Source organism: Micromonospora sp. CA-111912, from assembly GCF_050948415.1.
Taxonomy (GTDB): domain Bacteria; phylum Actinomycetota; class Actinomycetes; order Mycobacteriales; family Micromonosporaceae; genus Micromonospora.
In genome coordinates, this window is record NZ_CP192007.1 from 1589366 (window position 1) to 1614412 (window position 25047).

The window sequence follows — 25047 nt, forward strand, 5'->3', positions numbered from 1 at the left end:
TAGATCCACCAGTCCTGCAACGTATCGTCCCTCCTGTCGGCCGGCCCGCGCCGGTCTCACCACTGCGCGTCGAGCGTCGAGGGGTCCCGGAAGCGCCGGAACGGGTCGTCCCAGAGCAGGACCAGCCGGTGCCCGCAGTGGTCGTCGTCGCGGGCCGCCACCGCGGCGGCGCGCAGCTGGCGGACGTCCAGCGGCAGCGACCCTATCGGCCGGCGGCGCAGCCGGGACTCCAGGTCGGCCAGGAACGCCACCCCCCGGCAGGCGCCGGCGCCGCCCGGGGCGGGGTGCCGGTCGCAGCCCGCCCGGCTCCACAGCGCCACCGGTGCCCCGGCCCGCACCCCGACCTCCAGCAGCGTGCGCTGGGCCGGGTCCGTGGTCGGGCCGGGCAGCAGCACGCCTCCGGGGTTGGTCGTGGTCAGGTGGGCGTAGAACCAGGTCGGATCCGTCTCGGCTCGGCAGTCGACGGTGGCGAAGGACATCCCCTCCGCCGACGCCGACAGCGCCTCCCACCGCTCCTCGGCCTCCGGCCCGGCCGCCCCGCCCTCGCCGTCGTCGGCGATCCGCACCAGCACGGGCCGGACCAACCCGAGCGGGGCGACGTCGTGCGGGGCGAGGACCCACTCGTCGATCGGCAGGTCGAGCAGCTCCGGCGGCAGTGCCAGCTCGACCATCACGGTGCGGCCCCAACCGAGCTGGCGGAGCCCGACGTGCAGCTCGCGGCGCAGGGCGGCCTCCAGCTGGGGCAGGGCCATCGGCTCGTCGTGCTGGGCCAGGCAGCGCACGTCGTCCCGGCTCCGGTAGACGGACACGGACAGCAGGTAGCGCCGCTGGTCGTGGCCGGCGGGGGTGACCTCGACCAGCACCGACGACCGCTCCACCGACGGCACCCGCTGGGCGGGGAGCAGGGCTGGCCGGTGCTGGGCGAGCTGCGCCCGCTGGCCCAGCCGGAACGCCAGGTCGTCGACCCAGTCCTGGAGCCGGCCACGCTCGGTGGCCGGGCAGCGGGGGATCAGCGCGGTGGCGAAGACGAGCAGCGGGTGCAGCTCCCCGCGCCGGGCCTGCGCGACGTCGTCGAGGGCGCGGACGACGTCGCGCCGGTCCAGCAGCGGCTGGGTCGGCGTCGGCGCCCACCGGCCGCACGCCCGCTCGTAGAGCTGGTGCGCGTCGTCGGCTGCCGGCAATCGGGCCAGGATGCCGCGCACCTTCGCCTCCTCGGCGGCCCGCAGCACCGGCAGCTTCGCCCCCGGGTCCAGCAGCTCGGCCACCTCGGGCGCGGTGGCGGCGGCACGCCGGGCCCGCAACCGGTCCACGGCGTGGGCCCAGGAGCCGTCGGCGCCGTGGTGCCGGTCGTGGCCGCGCCACAGCTCGCGCAGCAGGGCCACGGGCAGCCCGCGCAGCTCGCCGAGGGGCACGGCCAGCCCGCCGTACGGGTCGCCGGGGCTGCGGGCGGTCTTCACCACGGCGCACACCTCGCCGCTGGTGAGGTCCACGATCGGGCTGCCGGAACTGCCCTCGGCCAGCTCGTCGTCGCGGACCCGCAGCGCCGTGGCACCCCGGACGCCCTGCCGGCCCGCCGAGTACAGCCAGGCCGAGGTGGGCTCCGGGGTGCCGTACGCCCCGGCGAAGCCGAAGGTGTGCAGCGGTGCGCCGTCGGGCGGCGGTTGCTCGCCGAGCCACACGCAGGGGTGGTCGGCGGGCGCGTCGGCCACCCGGAGCACCGCGAGGTCGGGCAGGGGCCAGATCGAGTGGCCGCCGGTCGAGGCTGGGGCGGCGTGCACGACCCGGGCGCTCAGCGGCCGGCCGCCCCAGCGCACCGGCAGCGTGGCGCCCTCCCGGCCGTTCACGACGTGGGCGCAGGTCAGGGCGTAGCCGGGGGCGACGAAGAAGGCTGTGCCGCCGCGGATGCCGTCGCCCCGGGGCACCTCGATCACGGTGGACCGCAGGGCCCGGCTGATCTCGTCGAATCCGTCGGCGACCAGCGGGGCCCCCATGATGTGCGGCCCCTCAGCCGTTCGTGGCCGTGGGCGCCGGGCGGTCGTCGGCCTGGCCGTTCTGCCAACCGAGGGTGATCTTGAGGTTGGCCTCGGCGCCGGCCTCGGTGAGCACGCTGAGCACCCGGCCGGTCTTCGCCGACATGGTGACCCCGAACTCCACGCTGACCGAGTCGGGGCGGGCCTCGCGCAGCCCGGCGCGGACGCTGCCCGCCACCCCCCGCACCGTCTCCAACAGGCCCTCCAGGCGGTACACCTGGTCCTCCCGCCAGCCCACGTCGGCCGGGCCGGCGGTGCCGGCGACCCGGACCCAGACCGTCTCGCCACTGGGCAACTCGACCCGTACGTCCTCCGACACAGGCCCGTCCTTCCGCTCGGCGACGCGTGTCCATCACACCGTAGCGATTCAGCGACGGGGATCGACAGCCCGAAACGGCCGATCGGGTGTCGGAACAACGGCGCACCGGCCGCCCGGCCGAGCCCCGGTAGGGTCGGTGCCCATGACGCTCTCGCCCGGCCGGTTGATCATGCATCGCAACGTGCGGCACGGCCGGATCGGTTGGGTCCGGGCGGGGCGGGTGGTCAGCGACGACGAGCGCGGGCTGCTCATCTTCGTCGCCCGCAACTCGCCGGCGGCCTCTGAGGTCACCGAGGCCGGCCTCGGGTTGCGGGCGATGCCGTTCGCCGAGTGGGTCACGTCGTCGTACCGGCTGGCGCTCGGGCGGTGGAACGGGCCGTCGGTGCTCAAGTTCCTGCCCGTGGGCGCGGCCCACTCGGTCTGGTGGTTCTCCGACGCCGACGGGCGCTTCGCCAACTGGTACGTCAATCTGGAGGAGCCGGGTGTCCGCTGGGACGACGGCGACGTGGTCGGGGTGGACATCATCGACCAGGACCTCGACGTGGTGATCCGGCCGGACCGCAGCTGGGAGTGGAAGGACGAGGAGGAGTTCGCCGAGCGGCTGGCCCTCCCCGACGACTACTGGGTGGCCGACGAGGCGGCGGTGCGCGCCGAAGGGCTGCGGGTGATCGCCCGCGCCGAGGCTGGCGAGTTCCCGTTCGACGGCACCTGGTGCGACTTCACCCCGCCGCCCGGGTGGGAGGTGCCGGAGAAACTGCCGGACGGCTGGGACCGTCCGCCGGCCTGCTGAGCAGGTGCCGCGAGCGTCCGACCAGTCGGACAAAGGGCGCGAAGGGCCGGAATCCGGCAGTCGGGCGAGTGACCTGGCCCGCCGGTGTGAAGGATCCCGGCCCGATCTGGCAGAATGGGTCGCTGGTATCCGGCGCGCGTTCGGCGCCCTCTAACCCGGGCGCGTCGCCAGTCCACCGAGTAGTCTCCGGCCCAAACCCCACTGTGCCGGTCGGCGCTCACCCGTGCACCGCCCGTGTTGGGTCGGTGAGATCGCAACAGGAGCGAAACAACTGTGGCCGTAAAGATCCGGCTCCTGCGGATGGGCAAGATCCGCAACCCGCAGTACCGCATCGTCATCGCCGACTCGCGTACCAAGCGGGACGGTCGCGCGATCGAGTTCGTCGGCGTGTACCAGCCGAAGGAAGACCCTTCGGTGATCGAGGTCAAGTCGGAGCGGGTCCAGTACTGGCTGTCCGTCGGCGCGCAGCCGAGCGAGGCCGTGCAGCGCCTGCTCGAGCTGACCGGCGACTGGCAGAAGTTCAAGGGCCTGCCGGCCCCGCCGCCGCTGAAGGTCGCCGCCGAGCGCGTCGACCGCAAGGCGGCGTACGAGGCTGAGGCGAAGGCCGCCGCCGGCCTGACCGAGGCTCCGGCGAAGCCGGCCAAGAAGGCCGCCAAGGCTGAGGCACCGAAGGCTGAGGCACCGAAGGCCGAGGCTGAGGCGCCGAAGGCCGAGGCGCAGCCCGCCACGAACGCTGGCGAGCAGGCCTGACATGCCACTGCGTCCGGCGCTCGAGCACCTGGTCAAGGGCATCGTCGATCACCCGGACGACGTCCGGGTCCGGATGGCCGACTCCCGTCGGGGCAAGCGGCTGGAAATCCGCGTGCACCCGGAAGACCTCGGCACGGTGATCGGGCGGTCCGGCCGGACTGCCAAGGCGCTGCGCCAGGTGATCGGCTCCATCGGTGGGCGTGGCGTGCGCGTCGACATCGTCGACTCGTACTGATGCGGCTCATCGTCGGCAGGATCGGTAAGCCGCACGGCCTCCGCGGTGAAGTCACCGTGGAAGTGCGCACCGACGAGCCCGAGGCACGCTTCGCGCCCGGCTCGGTACTCAGTACCGAGCCGGGCGCGGCGCCGCCGGCCAACCCCGCCCCCGGCCCCGGAGTGCCGTTCCGGGTCCCGGCCGAGCTGACCGTGGAGTCCGCCCGCTGGCACCAGGGGCGGATGCTGGTCGCGTTCGAGGGCATCCTCGAGCGCGACGTCGCCGAGGCGCTGCGCGGCACCCTGATCGGGGTGGACAGCGCCGGCGTCGCCTCGCCGGAGGACCCGGAGGAGTTCCACGACCACCAGCTCGTCGGCCTCGCCGTGGTCACCCCGGGCGGCGAGCACCTCGGTGAGGTGACCCGGATCGATCACGCACCCGCGTCCGACCTGCTGGTGTTGCGCCGCCCCGAGGGGCGTACCGCGCTCGTCCCGTTCGTCAAGGCGATCGTCCTCGAGGTGGATGTCGCCGGGGGACGTGTCGTCGTCGATCCGCCAGCCGGTCTGTTCGATCTCTAGACCGCTGGAGCACCCGCGCATGCGCGTCGACGTCGTGTCGATCTTCCCCGAGTACTTCACCCCGCTGGACCTCTCCCTGATCGGTAGGGCCCGGGCCAACGGCGTGCTGCGGCTGGCCGTACACGACCTGCGGAGCTGGACCCACGACGTGCACCGCACCGTCGACGACACCCCCTACGGCGGCGGGCCCGGCATGGTGATGCGGCCCGAGCCGTGGGGGGACGCGCTCGACGCCCTCGCCCCGGCGGAGCTGACCCCCGACGGTCTGACCCCCGACGGCCTGACCCTGCCCCGGCTGCTGGTGCCCTCCCCGGCCGGGGAGCCGTTCACCCAGGCCATGGCGCACGAGCTGGCCGGCGAGTCGCACCTGCTGTTCGCCTGCGGCCGGTACGAGGGCATCGACCAGCGGGTGCTCGACCAGGCCGCCACCCGGATGCGGGTGACCGAGGTGTCGCTCGGCGACTACGTGCTCTTCGGCGGCGAGGTGGCGGTGCTGGTGATCCTGGAGGCGGTCACCCGGCTGCTGCCCGGGGTGCTCGGCAACGCCGGGTCGCTGGACGAGGAGTCGCACGCCCACGGGCTGCTGGAGGCGCCGATGTACACCAAGCCGGCGGCCTGGCGGGGGCACGAGGTGCCGGAGGTGCTCCGCTCCGGCGACCACGGGAAGATCGCCCGCTGGCGGCGCGACGAGGCGCTGGCGCGCACCGCGACCCGCCGGCCCGACATGTTCGCCGCGCTCGACCCGGCGAGCCTGGACAAGCGGGACAGGGCGGCCCTGGACCGGGCCGGATTTCAGGTGCCGCCGGGGAATGTGGCAAAGTAGGGGGGTTGCCGCAACCGTCCGCGCCGTGGGCGGCTGCGAGGATTCCCGACCGGGGCCGCCCGTCGGCCGCCACCCGGGGATCAGAATCACCCATCCGCGCACCGACTGACGGTGCGCCGTGAGCCTCACGAGGACACAGCGATGAATATCCTGGACGCCCTTGACGCCCAGTCGAAGCGGGTCGACATTCCCCAGTTCCGTGCCGGTGACACCGTCAAGGTGCACGCGCGGGTCGTCGAGGGCAACCGGTCCCGTGTCCAGATCTTCCAGGGCGTCGTCATCCGCCGCCAGGGTGACGGCCTGCGCGAGACCTTCTCGGTCCGCAAGGTCAGCTTCGGTGTGGGCGTCGAGCGGACCTACCCGGTGAACAGCCCGGGCATCGACCGGATCGAGATCGTGACCCGCGGTGCCGTCCGTCGCGCCAAGCTCTACTACCTGCGCGAGCTGCGGGGCAAGAAGGCCAAGATCAAGGAGCGCCGCGAGAAGCAGTCGAGCTGACTGCTCGCTAGCCACACCGCCTGAGCTACGCGGATGTCGTACGGGCCAGCCCCGGTTACGCTGTTCGCACGGGCACAGGCGGGCATCGGCGCGTCGCGGCGGCAGCTGCGGCCACAGATCGTCCCACTACCGCCCGTGGGGCCTCGACGAGGCTCCCGGGCGGTAGTGGCATTTCTGCGGACCGGGGAGTGGCCAGGTGCGGACGCTTGACGAGGACGGCGCTGTCGATCCGTGGCGCCGGCGCCCCCGGCGCCCCCGCCGACAGATGCCGCTCTGGCAGGAGCTGCCCCTGCTGCTGATCGTCGCCTTCTGCCTGGCGGTGCTGATCCGCACCTTCCTGCTCCAGGCGTTCTTCATCCCGTCCGGGTCGATGGAGGACACCCTGCTCATCGGCGACCGGGTGCTCGTCAACAAGGTCGTCTACGACGTGCGGGATCCGCAGCGCGGCGAGGTGGTGGTCTTCCGGGGCACCGACAGGTGGGTCGCCCAGCAGGCCCAGGAGCCCGAGCCCGGGATGGCCGGGAAGTTCGCCCGCGCGGTCGGCGACCTGGTCGGGCTCAGCCGCCCCGGCGAGAAGGACTTCATCAAGCGGGTCATCGGCCTCCCCGGCGACCGGGTGGAGTGCTGCGACGCCCAGGGTCGGGTCACCGTCAACGACGTTCCGCTCGACGAGCCGTACGTGATCCGGAACTCCCCGCTGGACCTGCCGCCAAATCCGAGTGAGTGCCGGTCGCGGCGCTTCGCCGAGGTGGTGGTCCCGCCCGGCCAGATCTTCGTGATGGGCGACCACCGGCTGGTCTCCCAGGACGCCCGCTGCCAGGGCCCGGTGCCGATCGACAACGTCGTCGGGCGGGCGTTCGTCGTGGTCTGGCCGTCCTCCCGGTGGGCGTCGCTGTCGGTGCCGGACACCTTCACCGGAGTCACCAGGCCCGTCACGGCTGCCGGCGACCCCCCGGCCCCCGCGCGCCCCACCGGATCGGGCGGTGTGCTGCTGCTCCTCCCGGTCTCGGCCGCGGTGTCCGTCCTCGCGCGTTCCGGGCGGTCCGGGTGGTCGCGGCGACGTAGGCTCCACCCGTGATTGACGAGCAGACCGACAAGAAGAGCGGCTCCTTTTGGAAGGAGCTGCCCATCCTTCTGGGCGTGGCGATCCTGGTCGCGGTGCTGGTGCGGGCCTTCGTGCTGCAGACCTTCTACATCCCGTCGCCGTCCATGGAGAACACCCTCCAGATCGACGATCGGGTGCTGGTCAACAAGCTGGTGTACGACTTCCGGTCGCCGCACCGCGGCGAGGTGATCGTCTTCAAGGCGCCCACCGAGTGGAGCGGCAACCCCGACGGCGAGGACTTCATCAAGCGGGTGATCGGCGTCGGCGGCGACCACGTGGTCTGCTGCGACCCGCAGGAGCGGTTGGTGATCAACGGCAGGCCGCTCGACGAGCCGTACATCTACTCGGCAGCCGGACAGCAGGACAAGCCGGCCGACCAGGAGTTCGACATCACCGTCCCGAAGGGGCGGCTGTGGGTGATGGGTGACCACCGCTCGGCCTCCGGCGACTCGCTGGAGCACTGGCAGCAGTCCGGCCAGAACATCCAGAGCGCCACCATCCCCGAGGACCAGGTGGTCGGCCGCGCCTTCACCGTCTTCTGGCCGGTCGGCCGGGCCACCTGGCTCACCGTCCCGGAGTCGTTCGACGGCATCCCCAACCCCTGATCCACCCACCGACCCCCGGGTGGGCGTGGGCGACGCGGGCCGGGTCTGGCAGGCTGGGAAGGTGACCGTCTACACCCCTCGACGTGCGGCGCGCGTGTTGCTCGTCGACGACGCCGACCGGGTGCTGCTCTTCGCCGGTTGCGACCCGGCGCGGCCCGAGCACCGGTACTGGCTCACCCCCGGTGGCGGACTGGAGCCGGGTGAGTCCCCGGCGACCGGCGCCGCCCGGGAGTTGGCCGAGGAGACGGGCCTGCGGCTAACCCCGGCCGAGCTGGGCGAGCCGGTGTGGCGGGAGACGCTCCGGTTCCCCTTCGACGGCGTGCGGTACCAGCAGGAGCAGGAGTTCTTCCTGGTCCGGGTGCCGTCCTGGGAGGTGGACACCGCCGGCTTCAACGCCGTCGAGCGGGCCAGCGTCTTCGGGCACCGGTGGTGGCCGGCCGACGAACTGGCCGCCACCACCGAGCGGTACTACCCGGCCGACCTGCCGGCCCTGCTGCGCCGGGTGCTGGCCGCGCGGCCCGACGCGCAGACCCCGCCCGCCGGGTCCGCCGGGGCCGTCCCTGCGGCCGGAGGTACGCCGTGCTGACCCCGCCGCGCACAGTGGTCCGCCGGGAGGCCGGGCTGTACGCGCTGGAGCGCGCCCTGCAACGCCGAGGCTTCCGGAACGTGGCGGGCGCCGACGAGGCCGGCCGGGGCGCCTGCGCCGGCCCGCTGGTCGCGGCGGCGGCGGTGCTGCCCGAGGGGCGACGCGGCGAGATCGACGGGCTGGCCGACTCCAAGCTGCTCACCCCGGCCAGCCGGGAGCGCATCTACGAGCAGGTGGTCACCCGCGCCCTGGCGTACGCGGTGGTGGTGATCCCGGCCGACGAGGTGGACACCCGCGGCCTGCACGTGTGCAACCTCGCCGCGATGCGCCGGGCGCTGGCGTCGCTGGACACCCGCCCGGACTACGTGCTGACCGACGGCTTCGGCGTCGACGGGCTGGACGTGCCGGGGCTGGCGGTCTGGAAGGGCGACCGGGTGGCCGCCTGTGTGGCGGCGGCGAGCGTGCTGGCCAAGGTCACCCGGGACCGGATCATGGTCGAGCTGGACGGGACGTTCCCCGACTACGGCTTCGCCGAGCACAAGGGCTACATCACGGCGGAGCACACCGCCGCTCTGCGGGAGCACGGACCGTGCCGGGAACACCGCTTCTCGTACGTGAACGTGGCCGCCGTGTCCGGCCTGGACGGGCTGCCACCCAGGTCCCGTCGACCGGTGGGTGCGCGCCCGGACGAGCCGATGGAGCGCTTCGGGACATCAGGAGGTACCGTCGGCGTGGCGTTGGGCGAGCAGCCCCGACCTCCCGCGCCGGTGGGGGAAGATGTGGTCATGGAAGGCGGAGTGCGATGAGCGCGGAAGATCTCGAGAAGTACGAGACCGAGATGGAGCTCCAGCTCTACCGGGAGTACCGCGACATCGTCCGCCAGTTCTCCTACGTCGTGGAGACGGAGCGCCGCTTCTACCTGGCCAATCAGGTGGACCTGCACGTGCGCAACTCCGACGGCGAGGTCTACTTCGAGGTCGAGATGCACGACGCCTGGGTGTGGGACATGTACCGTCCCGCCCGGTTCGTCAAGAACGTCCGGGTGATGACGTTCAAGGACGTCAACGTCGAGGAGCTGGAGAAGCCCGACATCTCCCTGCCGGCCGACTCCGGCTTCGGCGGCTGACGGTCCTTCCTTCCGGCAGCCCACCCGCGTCGACCGGTCCGGCGCCGGCCGCACGTCCCCACCGCCCGGCCCCGCCGCACTCCGTCGGCACCACCGCGCCGGCCCACGCCCGACGGCACCGCCGTGGTTGCGGGCGGCCACCCGAACTCCTCGAGGCTGATCGCCTCGTCCGGCCCGGCTGATGTTGTCCACAGTGGTCATTACGGGCTGCCCTGGTCCGGGTCAGCGGCTTGCCCGCTGCCGGGCCGGGTGCGGCGGCGACGCACCGGCTCTGCGTGGGCCGGGCCGACCGGTCGGGCCATAGCAGATCATCGGTCCGGGCGAGGACTGTCCACAGCCCGTCCGGCCGTCCACAGGCGAGCGGTCTGCGGTGGCGGCGCGTCCCGGGATTCCGGCACGCTGCCGAGCATGTGGACGAGGACCGGGGCCGGTGGCTCAGGATGGGGCGGGACCGGTGCCGGCGGGCGGCGGGCCCGGGGTGAGGCCGCCCGCAGGCTGGCGCGACCGGCCACGGCGGTGCTGTCCGTAGCGGCGCTCTGCGCGGCGGTCCTCGCCGCCGGGGCCGGTCCCGTGGCTCCGCCGCAATCCGGCGCTGCCAGCGTGGTGATCGTGTCCGCCGTCGGGCCCGGCCCCGTGCCGCCCGGTGTCGGGCCCGGCCCCGTGCCGCCCGGTCCGCCCGGTGTCGGGCCGGCCCTCGTCCCGCCCGGTCCGTCCGGTGTCGGGCCGGCGGCAGCGCCCGACGCGGCGGCCCGGGCGCAAGCTTCCACGCCGGACGCGCGGTTCCGGTGGCCGCTCGACGGCGTCCCTCGACCGGCCCGTCGCTTCGCGCCGCCCCCGCAGCCGTGGCTGCCCGGCCACCGGGGCGTCGACCTGATCGCCGTGCCGGGCGCCGTGGTCCGGGCCGCCGGGTCGGGGGTGGTGCTGTTCGCCGGCCCGGTCGCGGGTCGTCCCGTGGTCACGGTCGGGCATGACGCGGGGCTGCGGACCACGTACGAGCCGGTGCGGCCCGGCGTCCGCGCCGGGGACCGGGTGGCCGCCGGCGCGCCGTTGGGCCGGCTGCTGCCCGGGCACCCGGGCTGCCCCGAGCCGGCCTGCCTGCACTGGGGGCTGCGCCGGGGAGCGGAGTACCTGGACCCGCTGGCCCTGCTCGGGCTCGGCCCCGTCCGGCTCCTGCCCACCTGACCGCCCCCGCCGCCACGGTGCCGCCTTCCCGCAGCCGCCGCCTTTGACCTGCTCGGGGTGGCCCATGCGTGACGTGCTCGGCACGCGGTCTCCGGTGCAGCCGCCGGTGCGGTCGCCGGTCAGCGCCGGGTGAGCATCGCCGGCAGCCGCGCGGCGAGCCGCTCGTACTCGTGCGGCGCGTTGTAGACCTGGCCGCACAGCCGGAGCCAGCCACGGTCGTTCCAGGTCATCACCGCCACCTCGGTGGACAGCTCCTCGGCGATCCGGCCCCGCAGGGCGCGGGCGTCGTCGAACGTGGCGGCCAGCCCGGCCGGCAGCGGGACGATCCGCATCGCCACCGTCGGCCCGCCCGGATCCGGCAGGTCGGCCGGTGCCACCCCCAGCGCGTCCCCCACCACCCGCTGCCCGTACGCGGCCAGCGCGGCGTTGTGCGCCCGCACCCGGTCGACGCCGAGGCTGCGCAGGGTCCAGACGCCGGCCGGCGCGGCCAGCCACGACGTGTAGTCCAGGGTCGCCTGCCACTCGACGTTGCCCGGGAAGCCGGCCCCCTGTTCCCAGGAGACCACCAGCGGTTCCATCCGGTCCCGCCACGACGGGGCAACCACCAGCGCGGCGGTGCCGCGCGGGGCGTACCCCCATTTGTGCAGGTTGCCGACCCAGAAGTCCGCGCCGATGTCCCCGACGGGGGTCGGCAGCATGCCCGGCGCGTGGGCGGCGTCGACGAGCACCGGCACCTCGTGCTCGTGGGCGGCCCCGACGATCGCCGCGGCCGGGAAGAGGCGGGCGGTGGCCGAGGTGAGCTGGTCGACGATGAGCAGCTTCGTCCGTCCGGGCCGCAGCTCCGCCCGGACGAGCTGGACGACCTGCTCGGCCGTCGCGGTCAACGGCACGTGCACGGTGCGGCGGGTCGCCCCGGTGCGCCGGCACTCGCGGTCGACGGATAAGCCGACGGCGCCGTAGCCGTGGTCGGTGGTGAGCACCTCGTCGCCGGGGCGCAGGCCGAGCGACTGAAGGACCACGGCGACGCCGGTGGTGGCGTTGCCGACCAGCGCGGTGCCGTCGGGGTCGGCGCCGAGGAAGGCGGCCAGGTGCCGGCGGGTGTGGGCGATCCGGTCCACCAGGCTCGGCCCGAAGAAGCGCAGCGGGTTGGCCTCCATCTCGTCGCGGAGCCGCTGCTGGGCGCGCTGCACCCCGATCGGCACCGCGCCGAACGAGCCGTGGTTGAGGTGGCTCACCGCCGGGTCGAGGGAGAAGAGCAGCCGGGCGCCGGGGATGGGCTCGGGCGGCTGCGGCGCGCTCATCCCATGATCGTAGCCCGACACCCATCGACGGTGCCCCCCAACGACCACCCGGCTCAGGCGCGCGGGTGCGCCTGCCGGTACGCGGCGCGCAGCCGCTCGACCGAGACGTGGGTGTAGATCTGCGTGCTGGCCAGTGACGAGTGGCCCAGCAGCTCCTGCACCGCCCGCAGGTCCGCGCCGCCCTCCAGCAGGTGGGTGGCGGCCGAGTGACGCAGGCCGTGCGGGCTGGTCCGGGGCAGCCCCGTCGCCTCCGCGTACCCGGCGACGATCCGTCGGGCGGTGGTCGGGTGGAGTCGGCCGCCCCGGGCCCCGAGCAGCAGGGCTTCGCCGGACTCCGGGCCGGCGAGGGCGGTCCGCCCGGCTCGCAGCCACTCGTCCAGTGCCCGTTGCGCCGGGACCCCGTAGGGCACGGACCGCTCCCGGGCGCCCTTGCCGAGCACCCGGACCACCCGGCGGGCGTCGTCCACATCGGCGGTGTCCAAGCCGCACGCCTCGCTGATCCGCACCCCGGTCGCGTAGAGCAGCTCGAGCAGAACCCGGTCCCGCAGCACCACGGCCCGCGCCGCCTCCTCGTCGGCGGGAGCCGACGGTGAGGCGGTGGAAGGATCCGGCTCCGCCAGGAGACGTTCGCCGCCACGCCCTTCCGTCCTGGTGGCGGGGGCCGGGGTCGTCGGGCGGGAGACCGGGGCCTCGATCAGGGCGGTCACCTGGTCGGTGCGGAGCACGGTCGGCAGGTCCCGGTGGGCCCGGGGGCTCGCCAGCGGGGCGGCCACGTCGGTGGGCAGCAGGCCGGCGCGGTGGGCCCACGCGCTGAACGTCCGCGCCGAGGCGGCCCGCCGGGCCATCGTGGTCCGTGCGGCCCCGGTCGTCCGCTGCTTCGCCAGCCAGCTGCGCAGCACGCCGAGGTCGAGGTCGGCCACCGCGATGCAGCCCATCCGAGCGGCGTGGTCGAACAGGGAAACCAGATCGCCGACGTACGCCCGGACGGTGTGCGCCGAGCGGTTGCGCACCCGGGCCAGGTGGTCGGCGAAGTCGTCCACCGCCTCCCGCAGCGCCACCGGAAGGGCCGCGTGCGTTGCCCTCGTGCCGCGCTCGGCGCGGTTCACCGGGCGCCTTCCGGCCTACCCGCCGCGGCCGGCCAACCGGGCCGCGCCCCTCCGTCGCCTCGCACCGGCTCAGCTTACGAGCGCCCCGCTACCCGGGCAGCACGGCGGGCCGACGGGCAGACGGGCGGCGGGCCGCGGGCAGCACGGCGGGCGACGGGCTGACGGCGTGGCGGGCCGACGGGCCCACGGGGCGAGGGGCGGTGTGGCCACCGAGCCGGGCGAGCGCGGGCGGGTCTGAGTGCGGGGTGAGGTGAACGGTGCTGGCTGGCCGGAGGCGAGCGGGGGAGACTTTGACGTGGTAGGCCGTCGGTGCCAGCGCCGTCACCGGGCCGTACCCGGAATCCGCCCGTGCCGACGCGAGGCCGCCGGCCGGGCACCCTCAGGAAGGAGGGGACCGAGCATGGGCCTGGATGTCGTCCTCTACCGGCTGGTCCGTCCCGGCCCCGGCCGCCGTCGCCCGTCGTACGCCAGCGTGCAGGTGGTGGCGGATCCGCGCGACGTGCTGGTGGACCTGTTGGCGCGGGTGTGCGGCGGTGGGTGTACCCCGTTGCTGGATCGGCTCGACCCGGGTGGCGAGCTGGTCGTGGCAGTCGGGCAGGTGCCGCAACTGCTCGCCGAGCTGCGCTGCCTCGGCGAGGCAGCTGGGAATCCGGCGGAGGCGGAACAGGTGCGCCGGCTGGTGGGCCTGGCCCGGCGCTGCCTGCGCGACCACGACGTACAGCTCCGCTTCGAGGGCGACTGAGCGACACGGCTGGCCCTACGTCCGTGATGACGCCGACCGGCCGTGCCGAGCGGGCCACGCGGCGGACCGGTCCCGGCCGGGTCGTCACGGCGGCGGGCCCGCGATGGAACCGGGGGCGCTGGCCGGAGGGGTGCCGGGAGCGCTGGCCGGGCGGGCGACCAGCGCGTACCCGTCGTCGCGGCGGCGCACCATACCCAGCTCCTCCAGCAGGGAGAGCTTGCGCAGGGCGGTCCGGAGATCCACGCCGGCGCGGGCGGCCAGCCGGTCCACGTCGACCGCTCCGCGTCGGGGCATCGACTCCAGCACCAGCGCCGCCTCGTCGTCGAGCAGGTCCCGGGGGTGTTGCGGGGCGCGGGTCGGTGGCGCCAGGTCGGCGCCGATGCGGCCCACCTCCTCCAGCACGTGCGGCACGCCGGTGACCAGCCTCGCCGACGGCTGCTCGCGCAGCAGTTCGTGGGCGCCCACCGACATGGCGGAGGTGACCGGGCCGGGCACCACCATCGGGCGCCGGCCGACCGCGAGGGCCCGGTTGAACGTCTGGGTCGCGCCGCTGCGCGCCGCGGCCTCCACCAGCACCGTGCCCAGCGTCGCCGCCGCGATCACCCGGTTGCGGATGAGGAACCGGGGACGGAACGGCTCGGCGCCCGGCATCCACTCACTGACCAGCAGCCCGGTCTCGGCGATTCGGTCGAACAGGCCCGCGTTGCCCATCGGGTAGGGCCGGTCGATCCCGCAGGCGAGCACCACCACCGTCAGCCCGCCGGCGTTGAGCGCGCCCCGGTGCGCCGCGGCGTCGATGCCGAAGGCGCCTCCGGAGACCACCGTCCAGTCCCGGTCGGCCAGCCCGTAGCCGAGCTCGGTGGCCACGTGCAAGCCGTACCCGGTGGCGGCCCGGGCGCCGACCACCGCGACCGACCGGTCCAGCGCCTCCCGGAGCGGCCAACCGCCGCGCGTCCAGAGGCAGAGCGGGGGAGCGGCCTCCCGGTCCACCCTCCGGTTGGCGCCCGGCAGAACCATCCGGCGCAGGTCCTCCACGCGGGCCGGCCACTCCTCGTCGTCGGGGGTGACGATCCGGGCACCGAGCCGCTGCGTACGGGCCAGGGCGTCGGCCGCCACGGCCCGGGCGTCCCCCTCCCGGGATCGGGCCGCCACGGCGGCACGCAGCCACTCCTCGGGTGCCCCGCCGTCGAGCAGCAGGTCCAGCGCGCCCGCCGGGCCCAGCTCGTCGACCAGCCCGTGCACCGACCGGGTGCCGGGCTCGGCGAGCCAGGTCAACGCCACCCGGGCCAGCAGGTCCTCCTCGGTGTTCACGCCGCGTCCCCCGTCCTGAGCTGGATGGCCTCCCGGACGTCGTCGGAGTGCGGCCGATCCCGCCCGTCGAGGTCGGCGACGGTCCATGCCATCCGGATGATCCGGTCGAAGCCGCGCGCCGACAGCGCGCCGGAGTCGAGCCGGCCGCGCAGCTCGCGGGTGTCCCGGTCGGGCAGCCGCCAGGGTGGACGGCGCAGCCGGGGACCGGGGACCTCCGCGTTGACCCGCCAGCCGGCGTCCGCCCAACGTTCGGCGGCGGCCCGGCGGCCGGCGGCCACCCGGGCCGCGACGGCGGCCGACGGCTCCTCGGTCATCGTCGCCTCCATCAACTCCGCCGCCCGTAACGGCGGCAGGGTGACCTGCACGTCGATCCGGTCCAGGAGCGGGCCGGAGAGCCGGCCGAGATAGCGCCGGCGGGCCAGCGGGGAGCACTCGCAGTAGTTATCCCCGGCTGGCTTCGCGCAGGGGCAAGGGTTGGCGGCGAGCACCAGTTGCGTCCGGGCCGGGTACTCGGTGCCACCCCGGCTGCGGGCGAGCTGCACCCGGCCGTTCTCCAGCGGCTGGCGCAGCGCTTCCAGTGAGCCCTTGCCGAACTCGGGCGCTTCGTCGAGGAAGAGCACCCCGCGGTGGGCGAGCGACACCGCACCGGGGCGGGCCAGCCCTGACCCGCCGCCGACCAGCGAGGCCACCGTCGCGGTGTGGTGCGGTGCCTGGAACGGCGGCCGGCGCAGCAGCCGGCCGCCGGCCGGCAGCAGCCCGGCGATCGAGTGCAGCGCGGTGACCTCCAGCGCCGCCTCGTCGTCCAGCTCGGGCAGGATGGACGGCAGTCGTTCGGCGAGCATGGTCTTGCCGGCCCCGGGCGGCCCGAACAGCGCCAGGTGGTGCCCGCCGGCGGCGGCCACCTCCAGGGCCCGCCGACCGAGCGCCTGCCCGGCCACGTCGGCCAGGTCCGGCCCGTCGGGGCCGGCGGACGGCGTCTGGGCGGGCGGCTCGATCAGCGGCGTGCCGTCCCGGACGAACTCGACCAACCGGTGGAGCGTGTCCACGGCGCGGACCCGGACGCCCGGGACGACCGCCGCCTCGGCCGCGTTGTCGGCCGGGACGATCACCCGCTCCAGGCCGGCCCGCGCTGCGGCGGCCACCATCGGCAGCACCCCACGCACCGGCCGGACGGTGCCGTCGAGGCCCAGTTCGCCGAGGACCACCACCCGATCCAGCGCCAGCAGCGGCAGCTCCCCGGAGCCGCCGAGCAGCGCCACGGCGATCGCCAGGTCGAAGGCCGAGCCGAACTTCGGCATCGTGGCCGGAAGCAGGTTGAGGGTGATCCGCCGGTTCGGCCACCGCTGGCCGGAGTTGACGACCGCGGCGCGGACCCGGTCGCGCGCCTCGTGCAGGGCGGTGTCGGGCAGTCCGGAGATCACCACGGCCGGCAGCCCGGGCGCGAGGTCCGCCTCCACCTCCACCACGTGCCCGGCCACCCCGACCAGGCCGACGCAGAGCACCTTCGCGTAGCTCATGCCTGGCAGCCCATCTCAGAACGCACCCTTGAGGTGCTCGACCCGGGCCGCGCCCGCGTCGGGCAGTTCGACCGACAGCACGTCGAACCGCACCTCGTCAGCGGTGGTGCGGGTCTCCGCGAGCCACCGGGCGGCCAGCCCCCGCAGCCGCCGCGCCTTCGCCGGCACGACCGCCTCGGCCGGCGTGCCGAAGTCGGCGGTGCGTCTCGTCTTCACCTCGCAGAAGGCGAGCACCGCGCCGTCCCAGGCGATGATGTCGATCTCGCCGGCCGGGCAGCGCCAGTTTCGGGCGACCGGGCGTAGCCCCGCCCCGATCAGGTGTCGGACGGCGCAGCGCTCCCCGTACGCGCCGACCGCCTGGTTCCGCTTCGTCATGCGTCGCACCATGCCGGGCCCGGCAGCCCGCCGGGGGGAGCCTGTGGACGACGGGGCTGCTGTGGACGACCGGACGATCATGCCCCCGGCGTGCTATGGACGGCCGTGCCGCCGGTGTCCGCGACGGGGGCGGGCGAGGATGCGGACCGCACGGTCCGGTCCCGTTCGGGAGGAAGCCGGCATCCGGATGGCGCGGGGGTACGACTGTCACATACGGTGCCCGTCGTGAACGCACGACGGAGCTTTCCCGATGATCAGGAGCCGAGCTGGTACCCCGGCGAGCGCGGGTACGGCGAGCCGGACTGGCGCCCGCCGGGCGACGACCGCTATCCAGCGGACGAGTTTCGCGCCTCGGACCAGCGCGGGGACACCGGTGAGCGACGCTATGACGAGCTGACAGACCCGCCCGTCGGCCGGTATGCCGAGGCCGGGCGGCACGGGGCGGACGACGCGTTCGGGCTCACCGACACCGACACCGACAGTTACCGGCCGTCGCGGTCGAGGCGGGCCGACGCCAGCTCGTTCGGGGTGTCGGTGGACGAGCTCGCCGCGGAGCGGGAGGCGCGCCGGGCGGCCCGGGCCGTCGAGACCGGGCTGTCCGCCGGGTCGCGGGGTGCGGACCCCGTCCTGGCGAGCGGCCAGAGCTCGGCCACGTTCCCGCCGCCCGCCGTCGAGCGTGCCGTCGAGTTTCCGCTGACCGTCGGCCAGCGGCCCATGCCGGTCTCCGGCGCCCCGTACGACGCCGCCCCCCGGGACACCCCGCCCCAGTCGGACCCGCTGGGCCTCGACCCGGTCGGGCGCAGGTCGGAAACCGGCCGCCCCGTGCCGCTCGGCAGCTACCCGATCGTCGACCCGAACCGCCCCGCGGAGGCGGACCGCCCGGGCGGGGCGGACCGGGATGCGGGCCCCGGCCCGGTGGCCGAGGCGGGGCGCGGGGCCGAGGCGGGGCGCTCGGCCGAGCCCGTACGCGGGGCCGAGACGGGACCGGCGGCCGGGACGCCGCACCCGCTGGAGATGCCGACCGGACCGATGCCTTCCATGGCCGTCCGACCGGATCTGCCCCCGTCGGGCCTGGACCCGGCGTACGCCCCGGACGGGCTGCGCCGCCCCGGCCCGCCGCAGTCCGACGGCGTCTACCGGACCCGCCGCCCGGCGCTGGCGGTGTTGATCGCGCTGCTGGTGGTGGTCTTCGAGGTCCCGGCCCTGCGGGTGCTACGGCACGGCGTGCTCGGCGATCCGCTCTCCGCCGCCGACGTCGTGGTGGGCATCTTCCTGGTCGCCGGGCTGCCGATCTTCGGCGTCGGGCTCTACGGGCTGCGCACCGGCGGCCTCGCGCTCGCCGAAGGCAGCCGGGGCTGGCTGCGCCCGCCGACGGCATACCTCACGGTCGGCCTGGTGCTTTTCGTCGCCGCGGCCCTCGCCACCCGCTGACCGGAGGGCCGCGCAGAGGCGTACACTGGTCGACTGGCGACCGCCGCACGCGGTCGACCTCGCGCGCCCTCCCCACGCCCCGTCGTGGGGCGGCGGCCTCCCTGGTCCCGATTCCGGTCGGGAACACCATGGCCGACGACCAGGCGCCAGGACGCCCGGCCACCGGCCGGGCGTGACAACCAGGGATCTTGAGGAGTACCCAACCATGGCCGTCGTGACCATGCGTCAGCTGCTGGAGAGCGGTGTCCACTTCGGGCACCAGACCCGGCGCTGGAACCCGAAGATGAAGCGCTTCATCATGACCGAGCGCAACGGCATCTACATCATCGACCTGCGCCAGACCCTCGACTACATCGAGAAGGCGTTCGAGTTCATTCGCAACACCGTCGCCGAGGGCGGCAGCATCCTCTTCGTCGGCACCAAGAAGCAGGCCCAGGAGGCCATCGCGGAGCAGGCGACCCGGGTCGGCCAGCCGTACGTGAACCACCGCTGGCTCGGTGGCATGCTGACCAACTTCCAGACGGTGTACAAGCGGCTGCAGCGGATGAAGGAGCTGGAGGCGCTGGGTGACCTGAGCGGCACCACCGCCGGTTACACCAAGAAGGAGACCCTGCAGCTCTCCCGCGAGAAGATCAAGCTGACCCGCACCCTGGGTGGTCTGCGGGACATGCAGAAGCTTCCGGCCGCAGTCTGGATCGTCGACACGAAGAAGGAGCACATCGCCGTCGACGAGGCCCGCAAGCTGGGCATCCCGGTGATCGCGGTGCTCGACACCAACTGCGACCCGGACGAGGTCGACTTCCCGATCCCGGGCAACGACGACGCGATCCGCTCGGCCGAGCTGCTGACCAGGGTCGTGGCCGCCGCCGTCGCCGACGGCCTGATCGCCCGTTCCGGCCGTCGCCGGGGCGGCGACGAGAAGCCGGAGCCGGGCCAGGTCGGCACCGACGAGCCGCTGGCCGAGTGGGAGCGCGAGCTGCTCGAGGAGCCGAAGAAGGCCGACGAGCAGCGCGCACAGCCGGCGCAGTCGGCTGAGCAGCCCGCCGCGCAGTCGGCTGAGCAGCCGGCGCAGCCCGCCGAGCAGCCCGCACAGCCTGCCGAGCAGCCGGCGGCCGCCGCCGCGGAGTAACCGCACCGCCGTTCCCCGCCGTCCGGGAAACCGGACGGCGGGGACGGCAGGTACGCCGGCGCAGCCGGCCCGGACCCGGGTAACCGGGACCCAGAACATCCCACCCGCTGTCTCAAGACCGAAGAGAGAGTCATGTCCAACTTCACCGCCGCGGACGTCAAGAAGCTCCGCGACCTCACCGGCGCCGGCATGATGGACTCCAAGAAGGCGCTGACCGAGGCCGAGGGCGACTTCGACAAGGCCATCGAGATCCTGCGCGTCAAGGGCGCGAAGGATGTCGGCAAGCGGGCCGGCCGGACGGCCGCCAACGGCCTGATCGCGCACTCGGGCAAGGCGCTGCTGGAGCTCAACTGCGAGACCGACTTCGTCGCCAAGAACGACGCCTTCATCGTGCTGGCCCAGCAGCTCGTCGAGCACGGCGAGGGCAGCGGCGCGAGCACCGCCGAGGAGCTGCTCGCCAGCACGATCGACGGCAAGCCGGTCGCCGACCTGATCCAGGAGCAGTCCGTCAAGATCGGCGAGAAGCTGGTGCTCAACCGCTTCGCCAAGCTGGACGGCACCGTCGCGGTCTACCTGCACCGCAAGAGCCAGGACCTGCCGCCGGCCGTCGGTGTGCTGGTGGAGTACGCCGGCAAGACCGACGAGGCCGGTGACGCCGACGCCCGTGGCGTGGCCATGCAGATCGCGGCGATGCGGCCGAAGTACCTCACCCGCGACGAGGTTCCGGCCGACGTCGTCGAGGCAGAGCGGCGCATCGCCGAGCAGACCGCCCGCGAGGAGAACAAGCCCGAGGCGGCGCTGCCGAAGATCATCGAGGGCCGGGTCAACGCCTTCTTCAAGGACTATGTCCTGGTCGAGCAGTCATCGGTCGCCGACAACAAGAAGAGCGTGAAGCAGTTGCTGGCCGAGGCCGGCATCGAGGTGACCCGCTTCCTGCGGTTCGAGGTCGGCCAGGCCTGAGCCGCTCGTCGGGCGTGACGCGCCCGCGGGCAGGGAACGTCGACGGGGAGGCCGCTGGTGTACGCGACAGGCACCGCGGCCTCCCTGTCGCATAGGGTCAGCGACGGCAGGTACGCGGTAACCGGCGCACGTTTGGTGCGCGTGGGGAGGGACGGGGCGGATGACGCAGGTTGTTGGTGACCGGAGCCTGGAAGCGGATGATCCGACCGCCCCACCGCCCGGACGGGCCCGTCGGGTGGTGCTGAAGCTCTCCGGCGAGGTCTTCGGCGGCGGGGCGATCGGCGTCGACCCGGACGTCGTACAGGCCATCGCCCGGCAGATCGCCACCGTGGTCCGCCGCGGCGTGCAGGTCTCGGTGGTGGTCGGTGGCGGCAACTTCTTCCGCGGCGCGGAGCTGCAGAAGCGCGGTATGGACCGGGCCCGCGCCGACTACATGGGCATGCTGGGCACCGTGATGAACTGCCTCGCCCTCCAGGACTTCCTGGAGAAGGAGGGCATCGAGACCCGGGTGCAGAGCGCGATCACGATGGCCCAGGTCGCCGAGCCGTACATCCCGCTGCGCGCCATCCGGCACCTGGAGAAGGGCCGTGTGGTCATCTTCGGCGCCGGCGCGGGCATGCCGTACTTCTCCACCGACACCGTGGCCGCCCAGCGCGCGTTGGAGATCCGCGCCGATGTGGTCCTGATGAGCAAGAACGGCGTGGACGGCGTCTACTCCGCCGACCCCCGGATCGACCCGACCGCCAGCAAGTTCGACTCGATCACCTTCTCCGAGGTGCTGCGCCGCAACCTGCGGGTGGCCGACGCCGCCGCATTCAGCCTGTGCATGGAGAACGGCCTGCCGATGCTGGTCTTCGGCGCGCAGGGCGAGGACACGATCATCCGTGCGGTGGGTGGCGACAAGATCGGCACCCTGATCACCGCCTGAGCGGCCGGCGGCCGGCGAGCGACGGTCCTCCGGACACGACAGCAAAGCCCACCACGAACACGAGAAGGAGGCGAGGAGACCGGTGATCGACGACACCCTCCTCGAGGCCGAGGAGAAGATGGAGCGTGCGATCGAGCACGCCAAGGAAGAGTTCGGCGCCATCCGCACCGGTCGCGCCAACGCCGCCATGTTCTCCAAGGTCATCATCGACTACTACGGCACCCCGACGCCGCTGCCCCAGATGGCGTCCATCGGGGTCCCCGAGCCACGCATGGTGATCATCAAGCCGTACGACAACTCGCAGATCGGCGCCATGGAAAGGGCGATCCGCGACTCCGACCTCGGCCTCAACCCGAACAACGAGGGCAACCAGCTCCGCATCCTCGTCCCGCAGATGACCGAGGAGCGGCGCCGCGAGATGACCAAGGTCGCCCGGCACAAGGGCGAGGAGGCCAAGGTGGCCATCCGCAACATCCGCCGCAAGGGCAAGGAAGAGCTGGACCGGCTCGTCAAGGACGGCGAGGTCGGCGAGGACGACGGCCGCCGCGCCGAGAAGGACCTCGACGACCTGACCCAGAAGTACGTCGCAAGCGTCGACGAGCTGGTCAAGCACAAGGAGACCGAGCTCCTGGAGGTCTGATCCGCGACCGGCCCGGGCCGGTCGCGTGACCTGCCGTGGCACCGGTGTGCCGTCGCCGTCGGGCGGCGGGACGCCGGTGCCTTCGTCGTCGCGGGCCGCTGCCGCCCCGGTGGGCGGCCACCAGGCCACCACCCGGGCCTTCACCGGGCGGGGAGTCCGCGCACCGTCGCCGGCCGGCGACGGTGGCCCATCGTCCGCCCGGCCCGGGCGGCCGGTGCAGTAGGCTCGGCACGATTCCGACCACCACGCGGTGAACGGTCGGAATCGGCCGGCCGTCAGGCCGGTCAACCGGACAGAACTGTCGTTGTAGGGGATGGTCTTGGTCGTACGTCATGTGGTGAACCCCGTACCGCGTCCGCTCGGTGCGTGATGTCCCACCTCGACCCCTACCGCAGCGCCGAGCCTCGAGGCTGGGACCAGCCGGACGCCCCTGCCGCGCTTCCCTGGCCCGACCGTGACCTCGAACCAGGGCATTGGGCACACAGCGCCGCCACCGACGCGTACCCGCCCTCGGCCCCCGACATGCTCGGTGCCACCGCGACCGACCCGGCCGCGATCGGCACGTCCGAGCCCGAGGTCCGGGCCGAGTCGCGCCGGCTGGGGCCGCTCGACGCGGACACCACCGACCCGTACGGCGCCCGCCCGCTGCCCGGCGGCGACGAGCCGGTCTGGCCCGGCCTCCCCGACGTCGGGAACCAGGATCACCCCGACCGGGACCGCCCGGCCGGCCCCGGTCACCCCGCCTGGCCGGTCGACGAGCCCGTCGCCGGGCGCGAGTCGGCCCCGCCGCCGTACCGGCCGGAGGAGCCTTCCGCGACGGTGGCCGGCGTCGACGCGGAGCCGGGCCGGCCCCCGGGCCGACGGCAGCCCGGGCGCCGGCGGGCCCGCGCGGACCGCCCGCCCACCCAACAGGCCCCGCCCAGCCGCGGGGGACGCAACCTGCCCGCCGCGATCGGGGTGGGCGTCGGTCTCGGCACGGCCGTGCTGGTGCCACTTTTCTTCTACCTGCCCGCCTTCCTGTTCGTGCTCGCCGCCGCCATCGCGATCGGCACCTGGGAGATGGCCCGAGCGGTTCGCCGTGGCGGGGCCCACCCGCCGCTGGTGCCGCTGCTCACCGGCGGCGTGCTCACGGTCGGCCTGGCGTGGTTCGCCGGCCCGGACGCGCTCAGCCTCGGCCTGCTGGTGACCGTGCTGGGCACGATGGTCTGGCGGCTGGGCGACGGCCCGGGCAACTACCAGCGCGACCTGACGGCGGCCACCCTGATCGCGGTCTACGTGCCGTTCCTCGGCGGGTTCGCGGCGATGCTCGCCGCAGCGCCCGGCGACGGGCACCTGCGGGTGCTGGTCACCCTGGTCGCGGTGGTGCTCTCCGACACCGGCGGGTACGCCGCCGGGGTCAACTTCGGCAAGCACCCGATGGCCCCCTCGATCAGTCCGAAGAAGTCCTGGGAGGGCTTCGCCGGGTCGATCACCGCCGCCGCCCTCGGCAGCGCCCTGCTGATCTGGCTGCTGTTCGACGTGGCCCCATGGTGGGGCGCGCTGTTCGGGGTGGCCGTCTCCTGCGCGGCGGTCCTCGGCGACCTGGCGGAGTCCATGATCAAGCGGGACCTCGGCGTGAAGGACATGAGCAACCTGCTGCCTGGCCACGGTGGCCTGATGGACCGCCTTGACTCGATCCTGTTCGCGGTTCCCACCGCGTACCTGCTGCTGGCCGTGTTCGTCCCGGTGGTGGGCTGAGGCATGGATCACGCCGGGCACCCCGTGCCGGCCGCCCGGTCGGGGGCGATTCGGCACCTCCGGCCAGGCGCGTCGTCCGTTCGGCGTGGGAGACTGGGAGCGCCATGACGAGCCTTCCGCTGATTCCTGTCGCCCCGGACGCCCCCGCCGCACGCCGCGCGGCCATGCCGCCCCGCCACCTTGCCGACCTCGATCTGGCCGGTCGGCGGGCGCTGGTCACCGAGCTGGGCGAGCCGGCGTTCCGCGCGAAGCAGATTTCCACCCACTACTTCGGCCGGCTGGTTCGCGACCCCGCCGAGATGACCGATCTGCCCGCCGCCACCCGGGACCGGCTGGCCGGCGCGCTGTTGCCCACTCTGCTCACCCCGGTTCGCGAGCTGGCCTGCGACGACGGGGCCACCCGCAAGGCGCTCTGGCGGCTGCACGACGGCTCGCTGGTGGAGAGCGTGCTGATGGGCTACCCGGACCGGGTCACCGTCTGCATCTCCAGCCAGGCCGGCTGCGGGATGGCCTGCCCGTTCTGCGCGACCGGCCAGGCCGGTCTGACCCGTAACCTCTCCACCGCCGAGATCGTCGACCAGGCGGTCTACCTGGCAGGCGTGGCCGCCTCCGGCGCGGTCGCCGGCTCCCCGTCACGGCTGTCCCACGTGGTGTTCATGGGGATGGGCGAGCCGCTGGCCAACTACTCGCGGGTGATCGCGGCGATCCGCCGGCTGGTCGCCCCCGCCCCGGACGGGCTCGGGTTGTCCCAGCGGCACATCACCGTCTCCACGGTCGGCCTGGTCCCGGCCATCCGCCGCCTGGCCAGCGAAGACCTGTCGGTGACCCTTGCGTTGTCCCTGCACGCGCCCGATGATGAGCTGCGCGACGAGCTCGTGCCGGTCAACCAGCGCTGGAAGGTGGCCGAGGTGCTGGACGCAGCGTGGGACTACGCCGCCCAGACGGGGCGCCGGGTGTCCATCGAGTACGCGATGATCAAGGACGTGAACGACCAGCCGTGGCGGGCCGACCTCCTCGGCCGGTTGCTGGCCGGCAAGCTGACCCACGTCAACCTCATCCCGCTCAACCCGACCCCGGGCAGCCGGTGGGACGCGAGTCCCAAGCCGGTCGAGCGGGAGTTCGTCCGGCGCCTGCGCGCCGCCGGGGTGTCCACGACGGTGCGGGACACCCGGGGGCGCGAGATCGACGGCGCCTGCGGGCAGCTCGCCGCGGCCGAGGACAACGACACCGACGCGCCGCAGGAGGCGACGGCGTGACCGGGCGT

Annotated in this window: 26 protein-coding genes and 1 pseudogene; 20 read left to right on the forward strand and 7 right to left on the reverse strand. The window is 74.2% G+C overall.

Going from position 1 to position 25047, the window contains the following annotated elements:
* Nucleotides 1-56: 56 nt before the first annotated feature.
* On the reverse strand, nt 57-1991 hold the full coding sequence (locus ACQPZO_RS07280; RefSeq protein WP_433348184.1) for a trypsin-like peptidase domain-containing protein: 1935 nt from the start codon (nt 1989-1991) through the stop codon (nt 57-59).
* A 13-nt stretch (nt 1992-2004) separates the two neighbouring features.
* Nucleotides 2005-2349, reverse strand: coding sequence for a CU044_2847 family protein (locus tag ACQPZO_RS07285; RefSeq protein WP_433348186.1), 345 nt, complete (start codon nt 2347-2349; stop codon nt 2005-2007).
* A gap of 142 nt (nt 2350-2491) precedes the next feature.
* Here ACQPZO_RS07285 and ACQPZO_RS07290 point away from each other — a divergent pair, with 142 nt between their 5' ends.
* The 12 genes and pseudogenes from ACQPZO_RS07290 (at nt 2492) to ACQPZO_RS07345 (ending at nt 10606) form a co-directional block, all read left to right on the forward strand.
* Nucleotides 2492-3139: a DUF402 domain-containing protein gene (locus ACQPZO_RS07290; protein WP_433348187.1), complete on the forward strand. Its 648-nt coding sequence runs from the start codon at nt 2492-2494 to the stop codon at nt 3137-3139.
* Nucleotides 3140-3412: 273 nt separating this feature from the next.
* Nucleotides 3413-3889: a 30S ribosomal protein S16 gene (gene rpsP / locus ACQPZO_RS07295; protein WP_433348189.1), complete on the forward strand. Its 477-nt coding sequence runs from the start codon at nt 3413-3415 to the stop codon at nt 3887-3889.
* A gap of 1 nt (nt 3890) precedes the next feature.
* Nucleotides 3891-4124 carry an RNA-binding protein gene (locus ACQPZO_RS07300; RefSeq protein ID WP_405112718.1) on the forward strand — a complete coding sequence of 78 codons (234 nt, stop codon included), beginning with the start codon at nt 3891-3893 and terminating at the stop codon, nt 4122-4124.
* Entirely contained in the window at nt 4124-4681 is a 558-nt protein-coding gene (gene rimM, locus ACQPZO_RS07305; protein ID WP_433348191.1) for a ribosome maturation factor RimM, read from the forward strand. Before ACQPZO_RS07300 ends, rimM begins: the two co-directional genes overlap by 1 nt.
* Nucleotides 4682-4700: 19 nt before the next feature.
* The gene (gene trmD / locus ACQPZO_RS07310; protein WP_433348193.1) at nt 4701-5504 is read left to right on the forward strand and encodes a tRNA (guanosine(37)-N1)-methyltransferase TrmD; all 804 of its coding nucleotides are present in this window, start codon (nt 4701-4703) and stop codon (nt 5502-5504) included.
* Nucleotides 5505-5645: 141 nt separating this feature from the next.
* A complete protein-coding gene (gene rplS / locus ACQPZO_RS07315) occupies nt 5646-6002 on the forward strand; it encodes a 50S ribosomal protein L19 (protein ID WP_161687914.1) in 357 nt (118 codons plus the stop codon).
* Nucleotides 6003-6198: 196 nt separating this feature from the next.
* Nucleotides 6199-7067: pseudogene (gene lepB, locus ACQPZO_RS07320) on the forward strand (signal peptidase I).
* Between the two features lie 9 nt (nt 7068-7076).
* On the forward strand, nt 7077-7712 hold the full coding sequence (gene lepB, locus ACQPZO_RS07325; protein WP_396669826.1) for a signal peptidase I: 636 nt from the start codon (nt 7077-7079) through the stop codon (nt 7710-7712).
* A 61-nt stretch (nt 7713-7773) separates the two neighbouring features.
* Nucleotides 7774-8298: an NUDIX hydrolase gene (locus ACQPZO_RS07330; protein ID WP_433348196.1), complete on the forward strand. Its 525-nt coding sequence runs from the start codon at nt 7774-7776 to the stop codon at nt 8296-8298.
* Nucleotides 8292-9104, forward strand: coding sequence for a ribonuclease HII (locus ACQPZO_RS07335; protein ID WP_433348198.1), 813 nt, complete (start codon nt 8292-8294; stop codon nt 9102-9104). Before ACQPZO_RS07330 ends, ACQPZO_RS07335 begins: the two co-directional genes overlap by 7 nt.
* A complete protein-coding gene (locus ACQPZO_RS07340) occupies nt 9101-9424 on the forward strand; it encodes a DUF2469 domain-containing protein (protein ID WP_007075222.1) in 324 nt (107 codons plus the stop codon). The genes ACQPZO_RS07335 and ACQPZO_RS07340 overlap by 4 nt, the downstream gene beginning before the upstream one ends.
* Nucleotides 9425-9943: 519 nt before the next feature.
* Nucleotides 9944-10606: a murein hydrolase activator EnvC family protein gene (locus ACQPZO_RS07345; protein ID WP_433350850.1), complete on the forward strand. Its 663-nt coding sequence runs from the start codon at nt 9944-9946 to the stop codon at nt 10604-10606.
* A gap of 119 nt (nt 10607-10725) precedes the next feature.
* Here ACQPZO_RS07345 and ACQPZO_RS07350 read toward each other — a convergent pair whose 3' ends face one another.
* Both ACQPZO_RS07350 and ACQPZO_RS07355 read right to left on the reverse strand, forming a co-directional pair.
* Nucleotides 10726-11907 carry an aminotransferase class V-fold PLP-dependent enzyme gene (locus tag ACQPZO_RS07350; RefSeq protein ID WP_433348200.1) on the reverse strand — a complete coding sequence of 394 codons (1182 nt, stop codon included), beginning with the start codon at nt 11905-11907 and terminating at the stop codon, nt 10726-10728.
* Nucleotides 11908-11960: 53 nt separating this feature from the next.
* Nucleotides 11961-13013: a tyrosine recombinase XerC gene (locus ACQPZO_RS07355; RefSeq protein WP_433348202.1), complete on the reverse strand. Its 1053-nt coding sequence runs from the start codon at nt 13011-13013 to the stop codon at nt 11961-11963.
* 400 nt (nt 13014-13413) lie between these two features.
* On the opposite strand from ACQPZO_RS07355, the gene ACQPZO_RS07360 reads away from it, so the two are divergent.
* Complete coding sequence (locus ACQPZO_RS07360; protein WP_433348204.1) at nt 13414-13755, forward strand: hypothetical protein; 342 nt, start codon at nt 13414-13416, stop codon at nt 13753-13755.
* An 84-nt stretch (nt 13756-13839) separates the two neighbouring features.
* On the opposite strand, the gene ACQPZO_RS07365 is transcribed toward ACQPZO_RS07360, so the two are convergent.
* The 3 genes from ACQPZO_RS07365 to ACQPZO_RS07375 are packed head-to-tail and all read right to left on the reverse strand — an operon-like array spanning nt 13840 to nt 16958.
* Nucleotides 13840-15153 carry a DNA-processing protein DprA gene (locus tag ACQPZO_RS07365; protein ID WP_433348206.1) on the reverse strand — a complete coding sequence of 438 codons (1314 nt, stop codon included), beginning with the start codon at nt 15151-15153 and terminating at the stop codon, nt 13840-13842.
* Nucleotides 15063-16583 carry a YifB family Mg chelatase-like AAA ATPase gene (locus ACQPZO_RS07370; RefSeq protein ID WP_433348208.1) on the reverse strand — a complete coding sequence of 507 codons (1521 nt, stop codon included), beginning with the start codon at nt 16581-16583 and terminating at the stop codon, nt 15063-15065. Before ACQPZO_RS07370 ends, ACQPZO_RS07365 begins: the two co-directional genes overlap by 91 nt.
* A 15-nt stretch (nt 16584-16598) precedes the next feature.
* Nucleotides 16599-16958 carry a YraN family protein gene (locus tag ACQPZO_RS07375; protein ID WP_396669834.1) on the reverse strand — a complete coding sequence of 120 codons (360 nt, stop codon included), beginning with the start codon at nt 16956-16958 and terminating at the stop codon, nt 16599-16601.
* A 225-nt stretch (nt 16959-17183) separates the two neighbouring features.
* On the opposite strand from ACQPZO_RS07375, the gene ACQPZO_RS07380 reads away from it, so the two are divergent.
* From ACQPZO_RS07380 to rlmN, 7 genes are all read left to right on the forward strand, one after another.
* Nucleotides 17184-18389, forward strand: coding sequence for a hypothetical protein (locus ACQPZO_RS07380; protein WP_433348210.1), 1206 nt, complete (start codon nt 17184-17186; stop codon nt 18387-18389).
* 205 nt (nt 18390-18594) lie between these two features.
* Nucleotides 18595-19518 carry a 30S ribosomal protein S2 gene (gene rpsB, locus ACQPZO_RS07385; RefSeq protein ID WP_433348211.1) on the forward strand — a complete coding sequence of 308 codons (924 nt, stop codon included), beginning with the start codon at nt 18595-18597 and terminating at the stop codon, nt 19516-19518.
* A 132-nt stretch (nt 19519-19650) separates the two neighbouring features.
* Nucleotides 19651-20478 carry a translation elongation factor Ts gene (tsf, locus tag ACQPZO_RS07390; RefSeq protein ID WP_433348213.1) on the forward strand — a complete coding sequence of 276 codons (828 nt, stop codon included), beginning with the start codon at nt 19651-19653 and terminating at the stop codon, nt 20476-20478.
* 160 nt (nt 20479-20638) lie between these two features.
* Nucleotides 20639-21406 carry a UMP kinase gene (gene pyrH, locus ACQPZO_RS07395; RefSeq protein WP_161687936.1) on the forward strand — a complete coding sequence of 256 codons (768 nt, stop codon included), beginning with the start codon at nt 20639-20641 and terminating at the stop codon, nt 21404-21406.
* Between the two features lie 82 nt (nt 21407-21488).
* A complete protein-coding gene (gene frr / locus ACQPZO_RS07400) occupies nt 21489-22046 on the forward strand; it encodes a ribosome recycling factor (protein WP_350887964.1) in 558 nt (185 codons plus the stop codon).
* A 369-nt stretch (nt 22047-22415) separates the two neighbouring features.
* Nucleotides 22416-23783 carry a phosphatidate cytidylyltransferase gene (locus ACQPZO_RS07405; RefSeq protein ID WP_433348216.1) on the forward strand — a complete coding sequence of 456 codons (1368 nt, stop codon included), beginning with the start codon at nt 22416-22418 and terminating at the stop codon, nt 23781-23783.
* A gap of 104 nt (nt 23784-23887) precedes the next feature.
* Nucleotides 23888-25039, forward strand: coding sequence for a 23S rRNA (adenine(2503)-C(2))-methyltransferase RlmN (gene rlmN / locus ACQPZO_RS07410; RefSeq protein WP_433348218.1), 1152 nt, complete (start codon nt 23888-23890; stop codon nt 25037-25039).
* The last annotated feature ends 8 nt before the right edge of the window (nt 25040-25047 follow it).

Excerpts from the sequence above, each read along its gene's own strand:
- ACQPZO_RS07370 (WP_433348208.1), bottom strand. The coding sequence starts at position 16,583 with ATGAGCTACGCGAAGGTGCTCTGCGTCGGCCTGGTCGGGGTGGCCGGG.
- trmD (WP_433348193.1), top strand. The coding sequence starts at position 4,701 with ATGCGCGTCGACGTCGTGTCGATCTTCCCCGAGTACTTCACCCCGCTG.
- ACQPZO_RS07375 (WP_396669834.1), bottom strand. The coding sequence starts at position 16,958 with ATGACGAAGCGGAACCAGGCGGTCGGCGCGTACGGGGAGCGCTGCGCC.
- tsf (WP_433348213.1), top strand. The coding sequence starts at position 19,651 with ATGTCCAACTTCACCGCCGCGGACGTCAAGAAGCTCCGCGACCTCACC.
- ACQPZO_RS07405 (WP_433348216.1), top strand. The coding sequence starts at position 22,416 with ATGTCCCACCTCGACCCCTACCGCAGCGCCGAGCCTCGAGGCTGGGAC.
- ACQPZO_RS07300 (WP_405112718.1), top strand. The coding sequence starts at position 3,891 with ATGCCACTGCGTCCGGCGCTCGAGCACCTGGTCAAGGGCATCGTCGAT.
- ACQPZO_RS07340 (WP_007075222.1), top strand. The coding sequence starts at position 9,101 with ATGAGCGCGGAAGATCTCGAGAAGTACGAGACCGAGATGGAGCTCCAG.
- ACQPZO_RS07365 (WP_433348206.1), bottom strand. The coding sequence starts at position 15,153 with ATGGACCGTCGCCGACCTCGACGGGCGGGATCGGCCGCACTCCGACGA.
- ACQPZO_RS07290 (WP_433348187.1), top strand. The coding sequence starts at position 2,492 with ATGACGCTCTCGCCCGGCCGGTTGATCATGCATCGCAACGTGCGGCAC.
- ACQPZO_RS07360 (WP_433348204.1), top strand. The coding sequence starts at position 13,414 with ATGGGCCTGGATGTCGTCCTCTACCGGCTGGTCCGTCCCGGCCCCGGC.
- ACQPZO_RS07350 (WP_433348200.1), bottom strand. The coding sequence starts at position 11,907 with ATGAGCGCGCCGCAGCCGCCCGAGCCCATCCCCGGCGCCCGGCTGCTC.
- rimM (WP_433348191.1), top strand. The coding sequence starts at position 4,124 with ATGCGGCTCATCGTCGGCAGGATCGGTAAGCCGCACGGCCTCCGCGGT.
- pyrH (WP_161687936.1), top strand. The coding sequence starts at position 20,639 with ATGACGCAGGTTGTTGGTGACCGGAGCCTGGAAGCGGATGATCCGACC.
- rpsB (WP_433348211.1), top strand. The coding sequence starts at position 18,595 with ATGGCCGTCGTGACCATGCGTCAGCTGCTGGAGAGCGGTGTCCACTTC.
- ACQPZO_RS07280 (WP_433348184.1), bottom strand. The coding sequence starts at position 1,991 with ATGGGGGCCCCGCTGGTCGCCGACGGATTCGACGAGATCAGCCGGGCC.
- rlmN (WP_433348218.1), top strand. The coding sequence starts at position 23,888 with ATGACGAGCCTTCCGCTGATTCCTGTCGCCCCGGACGCCCCCGCCGCA.
- rplS (WP_161687914.1), top strand. The coding sequence starts at position 5,646 with ATGAATATCCTGGACGCCCTTGACGCCCAGTCGAAGCGGGTCGACATT.